This is a genomic window from Erwinia sp. AK-PDG3-5, from assembly GCF_056821705.1.
The window spans coordinates 4,386,527-4,401,679 of sequence record NZ_CM165967.1 but is presented as its reverse complement, the minus strand read 5'-3'; the positions used below and the strand labels follow the sequence as shown (position 1 = coordinate 4,401,679).

9 protein-coding genes are annotated in these 15,153 nt (G+C 45.7%); 7 read left to right on the top strand and 2 right to left on the bottom strand.

What is annotated here, in order from left to right:
* Positions 1-82 precede the first annotated feature (82 nt).
* A complete protein-coding gene (locus AC1UKS_RS20565) occupies positions 83-1,138 on the bottom strand; it encodes an NAD(P)-dependent alcohol dehydrogenase (protein WP_482435070.1) in 1,056 nt (351 codons plus the stop codon).
* A gap of 375 nt (positions 1,139-1,513) precedes the next feature.
* Entirely contained in the window at positions 1,514-4,345 is a 2,832-nt protein-coding gene (gene uvrA / locus AC1UKS_RS20560; protein ID WP_265911597.1) for an excinuclease ABC subunit UvrA, read from the bottom strand.
* 304 nt (positions 4,346-4,649) lie between these two features.
* Here uvrA and ssb1 point away from each other — a divergent pair, with 304 nt between their 5' ends.
* From ssb1 to drt3b, 7 genes are all read left to right on the top strand, one after another.
* On the top strand, positions 4,650-5,198 hold the full coding sequence (gene ssb1, locus AC1UKS_RS20555) for a single-stranded DNA-binding protein SSB1 (protein ID WP_013200372.1): 549 nt from the start codon (positions 4,650-4,652) through the stop codon (positions 5,196-5,198).
* A gap of 159 nt (positions 5,199-5,357) precedes the next feature.
* A complete protein-coding gene (locus AC1UKS_RS20550; protein ID WP_482435068.1) occupies positions 5,358-6,605 on the top strand; it encodes a tyrosine-type recombinase/integrase in 1,248 nt (415 codons plus the stop codon).
* Entirely contained in the window at positions 6,592-8,154 is a 1,563-nt protein-coding gene (locus AC1UKS_RS20545; RefSeq protein WP_482435067.1) for a site-specific integrase, read from the top strand. The genes AC1UKS_RS20550 and AC1UKS_RS20545 overlap by 14 nt, the downstream gene beginning before the upstream one ends.
* Entirely contained in the window at positions 8,147-10,171 is a 2,025-nt protein-coding gene (locus tag AC1UKS_RS20540) for an integrase (RefSeq protein ID WP_482435066.1), read from the top strand. The genes AC1UKS_RS20545 and AC1UKS_RS20540 overlap by 8 nt, the downstream gene beginning before the upstream one ends.
* Positions 10,164-10,583 (top strand): hypothetical protein, encoded by a 420-nt coding sequence (locus AC1UKS_RS20535; RefSeq protein ID WP_482435065.1) that lies wholly within the window; start codon positions 10,164-10,166, stop codon positions 10,581-10,583. Before AC1UKS_RS20540 ends, AC1UKS_RS20535 begins: the two co-directional genes overlap by 8 nt.
* 51 nt (positions 10,584-10,634) lie before the next feature.
* The gene (gene drt3a, locus AC1UKS_RS20530) at positions 10,635-11,984 is read left to right on the top strand and encodes an antiviral reverse transcriptase Drt3a (RefSeq protein WP_482435064.1); all 1,350 of its coding nucleotides are present in this window, start codon (positions 10,635-10,637) and stop codon (positions 11,982-11,984) included.
* A complete protein-coding gene (drt3b, locus tag AC1UKS_RS20525; protein ID WP_482435062.1) occupies positions 11,977-14,019 on the top strand; it encodes an antiviral reverse transcriptase Drt3b in 2,043 nt (680 codons plus the stop codon). Before drt3a ends, drt3b begins: the two co-directional genes overlap by 8 nt.
* Positions 14,020-15,153 lie beyond the last annotated feature (1,134 nt).

Sequence of the window (15,153 nt, the reverse complement as noted above, 5' to 3'; positions counted from 1 at the left end):
AGACGCAAAAAGGGCGGAAATCATTCCGCCCTTTCTTTATTACCCGTCCACTAAATGCTGAGGCCGGTGATGCCCATCGGCCTTACTGGTTACGTAAGGTATCGATGTCGATCACGAAGCGGTATTTCACATCGCTTTTCAGCATACGTTCGTAGGCGTCGTTCACTTCATCCATCTTGATCATTTCGATATCAGAGGTGATGTTGTGCTTACCGCAGAAATCCAGCATCTCCTGCGTTTCTTTGATGCCACCGATCAGAGAACCGGCCACGCTACGACGTTTGAACACCAGGTTAACCACCTGAGGTGCCGGGTGGTCATGCTCTGGCACGCCGACCAGCGTCATGGTGCCATCGCGACGCAGCAGGGTGATAAACTGGTTCAGGTCGTGCTGAGCGGCAACGGTGTTCAGAATAAAGTCGAAGCTGTTGGTGTGCGCCGCCATCTGCTCAGGATCTTTGGAAATGACCACTTCATCTGCGCCCAGACGCTTGCCGTCTTCGATTTTAGAGGGCGAAGTGGTGAACAGCACCACATGTGCGCCCATCGCATGGGCAATTTTCACGCCCATGTGGCCCAGGCCGCCGAGACCAACGATACCGACTTTTTTACCCGGACCGACTTTCCAGTGGTGCAGAGGCGAGAAGGTAGTGATGCCTGCGCACAGCAGTGGCGCTGCGCCAGCCGGATCCAGATTTTCAGGAATACGCAGCACGAAGTCTTCGTTTACGATTACCTGAGTGGAGTAGCCGCCGTAGGTGATGTCGCCGGAAATGCGGTCTTCGCCGTTATACGTGCCGGTGAAACCGTTTTCACAGTATTGCTCAAGGTCTTCTTTACAGCTGTCGCACTCGCGACAGGAATCAACCAGACAGCCAACGCCGACTAAATCGCCCACTTTATATTTATGGGTGTGTCCGCCAACAGCGGTAACACGGCCGACGATTTCATGGCCAGGGACGACAGGAAAAATGGTGTTTTTCCACTCGTTACGGGCCTGATGCAGATCCGAGTGGCAGACGCCACAGAACATAACTTCAATCTGGACATCGTGTTCACGCAGTTCGCGCGGCTGGAACTCAAACGGAGCCAGCTTTGATTTGGCGTCGTGTGCGGCATAAGCATGCGTAATATTCATGGTGTCTCCAGTCATTGAAAGTGTTTAGAACTTATTGCTTAGAGGATGTTCTGACAGACCGTGCTGGCAGAATTGGTGTAGGGAGTCGAGCCCATTAAGGATAGTTAGCTATTGGCAAATGGGGTATGCCGGAACCTGTCTAAATCTTGCCTGATCCTGCAGGATTTGCTCTGAAGCGGCAAAAAGAAGGAGAAAAGGGCGCTAATTTGTTGCTGAGTGTGGAGTTTATTTCTTCATGTAAATCAAATAAAACTGTCATCCGCCCGGCGGACGGCGGCGAAAAAAACAAGGGGCGATGAAATCCGCCCCTTGCTCACACTTTGCCCGAACTGTCCTGAATCTCCCGCTTATCCTTTTTGATAAACGGCAGGTAGCTTAATCCAGATTTAACAGCGGTTTCAGGAAGCGTGCGGTGTGCGACTCTTTGCACATAGCGACCGTTTCCGGGGTGCCGGAGGCGAGGATCATCCCGCCGCCGCTGCCGCCTTCCGGACCGAGATCGACAATCCAGTCCGCGGTTTTGATCACATCAAGATTGTGCTCAATCACCACGATGGTGTTGCCCTGGTCACGCAGCTGATGCAGCACTTCCAGCAACTGCTGAATATCCGCGAAGTGCAAACCGGTGGTCGGCTCATCGAGGATATACAGCGTCTGGCCGGTACCGCGCTTGGAAAGTTCTCTCGCCAGCTTCACGCGCTGCGCTTCACCGCCGGACAGGGTGGTCGCCGACTGGCCGAGACGGATATACGACAGGCCAACATCCATCAGCGTTTGCAGCTTGCGCGCAAGGGCAGGCACGGCATCAAAGAACTCGCGGGCTTCTTCAATGGTCATTTCCAGCACTTCATGGATGTTCTTGCCTTTGTACTTCACTTCCAGCGTTTCACGGTTATAGCGCTTGCCTTTACACTGGTCGCACGGCACATAGATGTCAGGTAAGAAGTGCATTTCAACCTTGATCACGCCGTCGCCCTGACAGGCTTCGCAGCGGCCGCCACGAACGTTAAAGCTGAAACGTCCAGGCGTATAACCGCGCGTACGGGATTCCGGCACGCCGGCAAACAGTTCACGCACCGGGGTGAAAATACCGGTGTAGGTGGCCGGGTTAGAGCGCGGCGTACGGCCGATCGGACTCTGGTCGATATCGATAACCTTATCGAAATTTTCCATGCCGGAGATCTCGCGATACGGTGCCGCTTCGGCGATGGTCGCACCGTTAAGCTGACGCTGGGCAATCGGGAACAGCGTATCGTTGATCAGCGTGGACTTACCGGAACCGGAGACGCCGGTAATGCAGCTAAACAGCCCGACCGGCAACGATAGCGTCACGTCCTTCAGGTTGTTACCCTTCGCGCCGGTCAGCTTCAGCACTTTACTTGGATCGGCCTTCACGCGTTCTTTCGGGATGGCGATCCCGCGCTTGCCGCTAAGGTACTGACCGGTCAGAGATTCTTCCACCGCCATAATGTCATCAACGGTGCCTTCCGCCACCACCTGGCCGCCATGCACACCGGCACCTGGCCCGATATCAATTACGTGGTCTGCGGCGCGGATCGCATCTTCATCATGCTCAACCACAATCACCGTATTACCGAGATCGCGCAGATGCACCAGCGTTTCCAGCAGGCGTTCGTTATCGCGCTGATGCAGACCGATTGACGGCTCATCCAGCACGTACATGACGCCGACCAGGCCCGCACCAATCTGGCTTGCCAGACGGATACGCTGCGCTTCACCACCGGACAGCGTGTCGGCGGAGCGTGACATCGAAAGGTAGTTAAGACCGACGTTGACCAGGAACTTCAGGCGGTCGCCAATCTCTTTCAGCACTTTTTCAGCAATCTGCGCACGCTGGCCGCTCAGCTTCATGTTCTGGAAGAACGCCATCGCATGGCCGATGCTCATATCGGAAATGGTCGGCAGCGTGGTGTTTTCAACAAACACGTGGCGCGCTTCGCGCTTCAAACGGGTGCCGTGGCAGCTGGTGCAGGAGCGGTTGCTAATAAATTTCGCCAGATCTTCGCGCACGGCGGAAGATTCGGTCTCTTTATAGCGGCGCTCCATATTGTGCAGCACGCCTTCAAACGGATGGCGACGCACCGAGGTGTCGCCGCGATCGTTGATGTACTTAAACTCGATAGTCTCTTTACCGGAGCCAAACAGGATCACCTGACGGGCATGATCTTCCAGCGACTCAAACGGCGATTCAATATCAAATTTCAGGTGCTCCGCCAGCGAGCGCAGCATCTGGAAGTAATAGAAGTTACGGCGATCCCAACCACGGATTGCGCCGCCCGCCAGCGACAGCTCAGGATTCTGTACCACCCGGTCAGGATCGAAATACTGCTGCACGCCCAGGCCATCACAGGTTGGGCAGGCACCGGCCGGGTTGTTAAAGGAGAACAGGCGCGGTTCCAGTTCGGTCATGCTGTAGCCACAGACCGGACAGGCGAAGTTCGCGGAGAACACCAGCTCTTCCGCTTTTTCATCGTCCATATCCGCCACCACGGCGGTGCCACCGGAGAGCTCCAGCGCCGTTTCGAACGACTCTGCCAGCCGCTGCTGCAGATCTTCACGCACCTTAAAGCGGTCGACGACCACTTCAATGGTGTGTTTCTTTTGCAGTTCCAGCTTCGGCGGATCGGAAAGATCGCACACTTCCCCATCGATACGAGCGCGGATGTAGCCCTGCGAGGCCAGATTCTCCAGCGTTTTAGTGTGCTCGCCCTTACGCTCTTTCACGATCGGTGCCAGCAGCATCAGGCGGCGGCCTTCTGGCAGCGCCAGCACGTTATCCACCATCTGGCTGACGGTCTGGGCCGCCAGCGGAATATCATGATCCGGGCAGCGCGGCTCGCCGACGCGGGCAAACAGCAGGCGCAGGTAGTCATGAATTTCAGTGATGGTGCCCACGGTGGAACGCGGGTTGTGTGAGGTGGACTTCTGTTCGATCGAAATGGCTGGCGACAAACCTTCGATATGATCGACATCCGGTTTCTCCATCAGCGAGAGAAACTGGCGCGCATAGGCCGACAGGGATTCTACATAGCGGCGTTGCCCCTCGGCGTACAGCGTATCAAACGCCAGCGAGGACTTACCGGAACCTGACAAGCCGGTGACAACGATCAGTTTGTCGCGCGGGATGGTCAGGTTGATATTTTTCAAATTATGGGTGCGTGCACCCCGTACTTCGATCTTATCCATTCACAATTCCCGGATTAACACAGATCTCACCATGCCGGTCCGGCATGGCCAGAATTAAGCCTGTAATTATGGCACAAAATAACCTGATTGGATATCCAGTGTTTTGCCGAAAGCACTCAGTAGGATCCTGTTGCAGGCTGCGACAGGACCGTAAAAAATCTCGATCCTGCTCAGGCCGCAATCTGCAACGGCGCAAGCGTGATAAAGGCCTTTGAGATCCGGATCTGAAAGTAGGATCTCAGGGAGTGGCATGTTAGAATTTCCGGCTTAGACTTAAAGCAGAACAATTATCGGAGACTCGAACATGGCCAGCAGAGGCGTAAACAAAGTGATCCTGGTGGGTAACCTGGGTCAAGATCCGGAAGTCCGCTACATGCCTAATGGCGGCGCCGTTGCCAACATCACGCTGGCCACGTCCGAAAGCTGGCGTGACAAGCAAACCGGCGAAACCAAAGAAAAAACCGAATGGCACCGCGTGGTGCTGTTTGGCAAACTGGCGGAAGTCGCGGCAGAGTACCTGCGTAAAGGTTCTCAGGTGTACATCGAAGGCGCACTGCAGACCCGTAAATGGACTGACCAGGCGGGCGTTGAGAAGTACACCACCGAAGTGGTCGTCAACGTTGGCGGCACCATGCAGATGCTGGGTGGACGTCAGGGCGGCGGTGCAGGCGCACCGGCTGGCGGCGGCGGACAGGGCAGCAACAACGGCTGGGGTCAGCCACAGCAGCCACAGAGTGGCGGCAACCAGTTCAGCGGCGGCCAGCAGGCACGTCCGCAGGCTCAGCCACAGCAGAACAGCGCGCCGGCGAACAACGAGCCACCAATGGACTTCGACGACGATATCCCATTCTAGGATTTACCTAAGAACATTTAGTCATGAATTTTCTATCAAGCCTCTGTTAATTCAGGGGCTTTTTTGTATTTTACATCTCAAAACCGTCAATTTTTTATTGACTCTTTTTTTTAATATTATGTACCTTGCAATTGTGTAAAGTTTCTGAGATTTAGGTGCATGAAGAATCAATACGGGCTTACAACATTTATCATGGACAGTGGCGAGCGCTACTGCATGGTGATGGATCGTTCTTCTGGCCTTCCCGTGTATTACCCTACTCTTTATTTAACAACACAACTCCGCAATATAGGGGATGCTTTTTCAACGATGTCAGCGGAGGCTAGCAACCTAGTTGTTTTGCTACGCTTTTTAGATATCCGTGGAATTGACCTTGAGCAGCGTTTTTTGACCAAAAATTTCTTAAAACCACATGAGCTGGACGACCTGCGAGATTTTGCTCAGCGTAAGCAAGCAAGGAAGCCATTAAATAAATCCTTTCCCCTTTGGTCTGATGAACCGGAGTCCGATACTGTTGATAACGGAACACAGCATTCTAGGCTGACAACGTGTGCCAACTATTTACACTGGTATGCGATGCATATCTTAAAGACGGCAGAACTGGAAGTGGTCCAGCAGATCGATGCTATGGCACAGCAGATAAAGAAGCGCAGGCCTTCTAAACAGCGCAGAAGTAGTGAGTTACAAGACAGGTCACTGAGCGATGTTCAATTGGATTATCTATTTGAAGTCATCCTTCCTGGATCCGAGTTAAATCCTTTCTCTATAGATGTGCAGCGCCGGAATCGGCTGATGATCTTGCTTCTGTTTTATCTTGGGATTCGGGGGGGTGAATTATTGAATATCAGAATACAGGATCTTGATTTTAGTACTAACAGGATCCGTATTGTTAGGCGAGCAGATGAGCGGGCTGACTCTAGAACCAATGAGCCTAATGCCAAAACCAGAGAACGACTCTTACCGTTGGCTGAATCTTTAGTGCTAGAACTGCATACTTATATCATTCAAGATCGGCGTAAAGTCCGAAATGCTAAGAAAAATGACTACCTGTTCGTGACATACAAGTCTGGGCCAACTGTGGGAAATCCTATTTCGAAGGCGGGATATTACAAAATTTTTTCCGTGGTCAAGACTGTCTCGCCGCAATTATATGCAGCGACAGGGCATTCGCTTCGTCATACCTGGAATCGCAAGTTTTCAGAAAGAATGGATGCAATGGATGAGAAAGTCAGCGAGGAACGCCAGGAACAGCTCCGTTCGTATTTAATGGGCTGGAGAGATGGCTCAGGAACCGCAGCGACTTACAACAAACGTTTCATTCGGCAAAAGGGTTTTGAGGCCGCTCTGGCATTGCAAAAAGGCAGCGGCACCCGTTTGCCAGAGGGCATGAAGAATGATGACGAATAAATATGTACCTGCATCATCATCGGAGAAAATCCGTGCCAAGGCAAATGGCTACTTCTTTCAATTACATGATCCATCGTGGGTTTTGGATAGAAATTCACCTATTACTCTTGCAGATATTCACCATTACTTGTCAGGCGAGGTACTAGATGGATGCCTGCGCACACTAGCATTTTATGCTTCTAATCTTTCTGCTTCTCATACTTTGAACATTATTATGCGGTTTCAGCACATGCTGCGTGAGACTGAAGCGGAAGCAATTACTGATACGATATTGGTTAATTATCGGTCAATTCTATCGCCTGCAACTGAATGGTATCTGGTAACTATCCGTGGTTTTCTTCGAACCTGGCACGAGTTAGGCTATCCCGGCATCAGTAAAGAGGTGATCCGCCTGCTTGATGGCTGGTCACTAAAGGGTAATCGTAAGGGGGATGCGGTAAAGCGCATGGACCCTCGAGAAGGGCCTCTGACTGATCATGAGCTGAAAGCAGTTAATGAGGGGGCTGTTCGAGCTTATGAAAAGAGCTTAATTACGATAGCCGAGTTGGCTATGACGCTCGTTATCAGTCATACGGGACGTCGTCCCATACAAATCTCGTTACTTCGTGTGGTCGATGTTCTCTGTGGCAAAAATGAAAAGGGAGAACCCTTTTATGTGTTGAATGTGCCGAGAGCTAAGCAACGCAGTAGCTCTTTCCGAACAAACTTCAAGCCCTTTGCGATATCACTTGAACTATGGGCTATCCTGAGCGCTCAGGCAAGGAATGCGATTGCACTTGTTGAGAAGCGCCTGAGGTTTGATTTACAAGAAGATGATCGGCAGCAAATCCCTTTGTTTCCGGATCTTGAAGTGTTAGCTGCCGTCCAATCTCATTATCAATTCCGCCAACTGCTTGCTACCGACAAACTCCACATTCCCGCGGCAAAGATAACCGACACACTCCACTACGTCATAGAAAATTCCGATATCCGGTCGGAACGTACCGGTGAGCTATTACATATCAATGCTCGTCGTTTTCGCTATACCACGGGCACTCGGGCTGCTAGGGAAGGCTTTGGCGAGTTGGTTATTGCAGAACTACTTGACCATACGGATACGCAAAACGCCGGCGTTTACATCAAGAACATTCCCGAACATGTGAAAAAGCTTGATGAGGCGGTTGGCTTCCAATTGGCACCATACGCTCAGGCCTTTGTCGGGGTACTTGTCGATTCAGAGAGAGACGCGCATCGAGGCAACGACCCTACTAGCCGTATTCGGACCGAGATGGGGCAGGGGGTCGGTACTTGTGGAGAACATGGATTTTGTGGTGCCAATGTTCCTATTCCTTGCTACACCTGCATGCATTTCCAACCTTGGCTGGATGGCCCACATGAGGATGTCTATAAGGGGCTGTTCAACGAGCGTGAACGGGTGAAAGAGATAACTGGCGACATCCAGATTGCTGCTGTACTTGATCGCAGCATTATCGCGGTGGCAGATGTGATCATGCGTTGTGCAAAACGTCGTCGAGAGTGTAGTCAGCAGGGAGCAATAACAAATGGCTGAGATTTTCCAGTTTAAGCCAAAGGCTACGCTGACAGCAGCAGAAAACCTTGAAGCATTCATTTCCAAGTGCCGAGATCAATTGACTGTATTCGGCTCCGATCTAAATTGGGAACATCCTGTTTGGCCAAACATAACTGTGTTTGCCAAGTTAGGAGTTATTACGCGAAAACCCATGCAGGGAGAGGTACAAGACCCTGAGTTCATTGATTTCGCCAAAGCCTATTTTCGTTACCAGCAGGGACATCATCCCACGGGGGCAAAGAATGAAAGTAAGGCCCTCCGTGCGGTAGAGTCGGCTTTGCTTCAAGTAAACGGGAATGCAAATATTGGTGGCATGTCGATTTCTGTGCTGGATGAAGCCGCTGAATTAGCAAGGCAGTACTACTCCGATGGCTTAGCATATCATTGCGGCCGTGAGATTGAGCGGCTGGCTAAGTTTGTTGCTGAAAACCAGCTTGTATCAAGTGCTGTGCAAAATTGGATCAATCCAATTAAGCGTGCAGAGGACAAGAACAAGACAGGCCGAGAGGCGAGGAAAAATAGGGAACATAAACTTCCGAGTAATATTGCTCTTTATGCGCTGGCGGAAATTTTTGCCAATGACCCAATTTATGAGCGAGATATATTCACAACATCGGTTTTCGCCATGTTGATGTCAGCACCCTCACGCATTTCTGAGGTGTTAGCACTGCCCGCGGATTGCGAGATATTCGAAACGGACCGCGAAGGTATAGAACGCTATGGCTGGCGTTTCTTCGCAGGTAAAGGCTATGAGGGCGACATCAAATGGATACCCACAGTAATGGTCGGCGTCGCTAAAACAGCCGTCGCCAGAATTAAAATGCTATCTGAGAATGCTCGACAACTGGCCAGGTGGATTGAGATACATCCGGATAGATTTTACCGCCATGCTAACTGCCCTAATGTCGCTGATAATGAGCCGTTGACGATACAGCAGGCCTGTAAGGCACTCGGATTTGTACATGATTCCAGAAAGGCTTGCCGATCGTCTCTTAGAGGTCGAGGTTTGGCTAAAGAAGATGGTGTACATACGCTAAATAGCCTGTGGCAGCACGCTATGGCGCATTTGCCAGATGACTTTCCGTGGTTTGATAAAGACAAAGGGATTAAGTACAGCAATGCCTTGTTTGCACTGAATGCAAACCAGTTCCATGGGAACAAAGGATTCCTACCAGTTCAATTACATAAGCCAAGTAGTAATTTCTTCAACAGTGACTTGACGCCTCGTTTAGCTTTGAAGGGAAAACATGCCAGTATCTTTGATCGCCATGGTTACCGTGCTGAAAGCGGAGAACGGGTTAAATTGACCTCACATCAAGCACGGCACTTGCTCAACACCATTGCCCAGCGCGGCGGACTGTCAAACCTGGAAATTGCCAAGTGGTCAGGGAGGGCCGATGTTAAACAGAATCGAACTTACAACCACATGACCGAATACGAACTGGTTGGTATGGCTGAACGCCTAGACCCCACAAAAGCGTTATTTGGGCCTGTCGGCGAGGTGGCAAAACATCTGCCCGTGACTATGCAGGAATTCAATACATTAGAGCATGCCTCAGTCCATGTGACTGAGTATGGCTATTGTGTGCATGACTACACCATGAGTCCCTGTGAGAAGTTCCGAGATTGCGTCAATTGTACTGAACAGGTTTGTATCAAAGGTGATGATTCAGAAAAAGCAGATCGAATTAAAAAACGGCTGATGAAGTCGGAACGATTGTTTTCACTTGCCGAAACGGCTGTGGCAAGCGGTGAAATGGGGGCTGATCGTTGGTATCAGTACCACAAGAAAACCTTCACCCGGCTTCGGGAGTTAGTCGATATTTTAGAAGATCCAAATATTAAAAGTGGTGTGCAGATTAAGCTTCGGGGTAATGATTTTAGTCAGCTTCGGCGTGTTGCCGAAAAGAAGTCCATTGAGCAAAAAGGAAAAGTAAACGAAGAAGCTGTGATGTTAGATGATTTGACAACTTTGTTAGGAGGTGGCCTTGGCTAAGCATCTGGACAATAGAGACATTAACTCCATCGTGAATCTAATTCGAGGATGGCAGGAACCAAAACTGTCCTGGTCAGCAATTTGTGAGGCGGCAGAACCATTGGTCGGAAAGTTGCCGTCAAGACAGTCCCTTAATGCACATGAGGCAATAGTGACTGCCTATCAAACAAAGAAAGAGGCGCTTAAAGGCCGTGGCCCCAAAAATCCGCGTCCAGCTAGTTTGAAAATTGCTGCTGCTAGGATTATGAATCTTGAAAGTGAAATCGAAGAGCTTAAAGAAGAGAATCGGAGGTACAAACAGCAGTTTGTGATCTGGCAATACAATGCATACAAACATGGAATGACAGAACATCAACTTAATGCGCAGTTAACAAAGATTGATCGGGAACGTTCTGACGGTGAAAAACGATGATAATCATGGTAGGAAAATTGTCCGTAATATTGGTCATAAAGGAGATTGGAAATGATTGACCAGTCTTTTTCAGCAAAAAACTTTAGAAGAATATACGACCTAGATAGGAAAAATAAAGGTACTATAGAAGTTGAACACTTTCCTGATGCTTATAAAATCAGGAAGAAAATGATAAGGCTAAAAGGTTTTATTTATTGGCTAGCAAGAAGACATAAAAATGGTCAGATTAGCACGGATAAATTTGAAGAAAAGAAAAGCAAAATTAATTCGCATATCAAACTAAGGAAGGTACAATATAATAATGAAGTAAATAGTAAGTTGAAGATTATTGCAAGTAATGTCAGTGTAAAAGGGTATACTTTGCCTCTGACATTATTGCCACAGCAAGTGAAAAATAAAAGTGTATATTCAATTGGGGATTCAGTTGAAGCATTATTTGTGTCTCGGCAAATAAAATATATTTTAAGTTCTTTGTACACAATAAAATCAAATAATAGGGATCTGATTATCAGTCGCCTGAGCGCTTTGGCTAAGGAAATGAGCCCAAAGTACATAATCAGGGCCGATGTTGAAAGTTTTTATGAATCTATAAATCATAAGTCTTTATTAGATATTTTACATTCGTCACCTAAATTATCTGTTCCTCCACGTCGGGTTATTACGCAGTTAATTAGAAAGTATCAGGCTTTGACAGGGTTAGATAAAGGAGTGCCTCGTGGTGTAGGCATAAGTTCGTATTTATCTGAGCTGTATATGAGTGTTGTAGATGATAAAATAAGAACGCTGTCAGATGTTACTTATTATGAACGATTTGTAGATGATTTGATAGTAATCTTCTCGCCAAATAAAGGAGGGAATATAGGTGACTATCTCCCCAAAATTACTAATATTATAAATGACCGTGGCTTGCTACTTAATAATAAAACAAAAGAGTTGGATTTATTTACGCAATCTAACAAAAACTTTGAGTATCTAGGCTATAAATTTCAGCTAACTGCTGGAGGTTGTAGTATAAAGATGAGTTCCAATAAAGTCCAAAAAATAAGGGATCGGATTGATAAAACATTTTATGAATATAATCAGAGTGTTAGTAAAACACCGAAGAGAGCAGCAAAAAATATTTTACTTAGAATGAAATTTCTTACCGGAAATACTCGACTTTATAATAGTAAGTCAAAAGCTTTTGTTGGCATATATTTTAGCAATCGATTCATAACTGATTTATCTGACTTAAGCGGATTGGATGCTTATTTATCTAATAAAGTAAATGGATTGCAAGATCAGAAACTTAGAAAAAGAATTAGTAGGTTTTCCTTTAAGAAAGGTTTTGAAGATAAAATTTTCAGGAAGTTTAGTTTCATCGAGTTTAGCGATATATCTAAGGGATGGTCACATGTCTAAGAAAGCATTATCTATAAATTTCCCAATAGAGCGAGTAGTTCTTTCCGATTTTTTACCATATGAAGTTCCTATTATTTTTTCAAATAGACATTTTTACAACTTTATTGTTAAGCATCAAATAAAACATGATGGATCGAATTTTATATGGTTAAAGAGAGATGACTGTTTAAATAGTTTAATTCTACTTTTATTGGGTCTTGAACAGGACACTGCAACAGTTGAAATAGTTGATAAGGGCATTATTTATATTAGAACAAATATCAAGCCTGCTAAACTGCCAAGCATTGCCTTTACTTTTCCAATTTCGCATAAACATAAAGAATACAGATACTTGTCTCTAATGCACCCTAAGGGGCAGTTATTAGGTGTGGATTTCTATAGGAATTATAAAGATTTAATAACATACTATTCTAATGTTAGCCCATTTAGCCTCAGATCAGCAAAAAGGGTCGCTGGTTGTACTTACATCGATTCAAAGTCTCTTATTGAAAGTTTTGAAAAAGAAGATTTAAGTATTGAGGTTGAAGGTCAGGATTATGAAAATTTAAAATCTTTTTTTGTTTATAAGAAATATCGTAATATTTTTGAGTTTTATGAATCTGAAGATCATCATTGGTGTGAAAAGCATTTTAATTTCCTCTCTAAATTAGATGTGTCGAACTGTTTTGATTCGATTTACACCCATTCAATTTCATGGGCTGTTTTGCAAAAAAATTATGCAAAACAACAGTTAAATAAGACACAATCGACATTCCCAAATAAATTTGATCAATTAATGCAGAGGTCGAACTACAACGAAACAAATGGCATAATAATTGGGCCAGAGTTATCCAGGATTTTTGCTGAGATAATAATGCAGTCAGTGGATAACAATATCATCAATGATCTTAATAAAGACGGTTTAGTTCTTGGGGGAGATTACCAAGTATATCGCTATGTCGATGACTATTTCATTTTTTATAATGACGATGATGTGTTTAATAAAGTTAGAATAAGTACGCAGAAAAATCTCAAAACTTACAAGCTAAGTTTGAATAAATATAAAGAAGAGAAGTTTTCTCGTCCGATAATAACGCCAATAACTATTGCCAAGAAAAAAATAGCGAATCTGATATCGGAAAGAATATCTTATAACATTACTGACAATGATTCTCTAGATGAAGATTCAAGGAAAGGAAATGTCTACATACATCAAAATAGTTTATCTACCGACTTTAAATCGATACTTTCTGTATCAGGCATAACATATTCGGATATCTTAAACTATTCATTGTCTATAATTGAAAGGAAAATCAAGACACTTTTTAAAGATTATAAAGAGCTTTCAAAAGATGGAAGTGGCGACCGCCAATTAATTAATGCTATTGTATCTGTAGTGAATTTCACATATTTTATATATGCAGTTGCCCCTAAAGTGAATAGCACCATAAAATTATGTAGGATAGTTCAGCAAATAATTATGTTTGTTAAAGATCAGAAATTAGGCGAGGAATATCAGCATATTGTATTCAAATGTGTATTCGATAACTCGTGTTCTATTTTAGATAAATATTCTGTTGATAAAGCAACACCTATCGAAACCTTGTATTTATTAGTGCTGATTAGGCAGCTTGGTAAATATTATTGGTTAGGTGAAAAAAGCTTGATGAAGTATTTTAACATTAGCTTTGATGGTGGTGTCTACTCATTTGATGATAACTTGAATTACTTTTCCATTACTTCTCTAATGTTTTATATGAGTGACAAGAAAAGATATGATAGAGTCAGGGCGCATCTTTTGCTTCATATTGATAATATTTATAGCATGAAAGTTGATACACTTTTAAATGAGTCTGAATTGGTTCACTTAACGTTGGACCTAATTGCTTGCCCATATATATCTGTTTCTTTTAAGAAGGCTCTGCTTTCTCGTTATGGTATTGACGAATCGTATGTAAAAAGAATTATATCATTAAATGAATATTGGTTTACAAAATGGAATGACTTTGATTTTGCTAAGGAACTGGACGCGAAACTTAGCAACGCTGTATACTGATAGGAAGCGCATCAGGCATCCTTAATGGCTGTTGGCAGCCGCACACACCAGCGCTAACGGGTATGATTGCCCTATGCATGGGAATTATGCTTGGCAAGATTCGCCTGAGTCTTTCCTTTGAGGTAGCCCCCTACTGCACAGCTTTTGGCCTATGTAGTAGGGGGTTGTCGAGACTAAAGTGACTTAGGCACCATTCTATACAGCTTGGATACACACCGGATTAGATTTACAGGTGTCAAAACCAGCCTGACTATTCTCTTACATACTTAATGTAAATTAATCAGTGTACCGTGACTTTGCACGGAGTTCTTGAATGTTTTCGCCATGGTTTATTCGTTCATTACCACAAATATAACAAGAACATGAACAAGGTGTTTGGTAAATTTTCCCTACAACTTTCGGTGTGTTAGCGACCGTAGTTCGATATGTTTTTCTCTTGGATTTTAACCGAGATATATGGTGGCGACGCCAGGCCCGATTTCTAACCATTTCCATTCACTCCAAGTTTCGAACGCGGCGTCATACCGCGCCCTTATCAATCTTTGGAGTTTTATATCAACATGGTTTTTCATGAATACCTCGGTATATGTCAACATATGGTGGAGCATCATATCACTAACTTGTGGATGAAAAGTCTGACACTCCACATTTTCATATAGGCTCCATAACTGTCAACTATAGGACAGGCGATTAGGTCTTTCAGTAGAACGGCGAAGACGACTAAAACGAGCTTGCTGGTCGTCAGCGTGTTGCAACACGGTTAGTCCAGAGCTTACTGGCCGAGATTGATAGGCAACAGCAACGATCAATCTAACGAAAAACAAAATTGTCTCATGATGCAAACTTGGTTTTTGGGCTGATCCATCTACTCAGTAATCGCTGCGGACAATGTAGTGTTTAATAGGTAAGGTTATGGAAAACTTTACAAATAACATTACATTTTAAGTGATTTCTCTGTGTGGGATGCCCATATCCCTTTACGTATGGCTTGTTTTTAGTGATGGCACATATGGTTGTGACATATCAGGTAAATCTAACCATTCTAATTTCAGAACGTCGTTGAACATTAAACTAAGCCTCGTTTATACGAGGCTTAATAAACTATTCAATTTTTTATAGTCGCTATTATCTAAC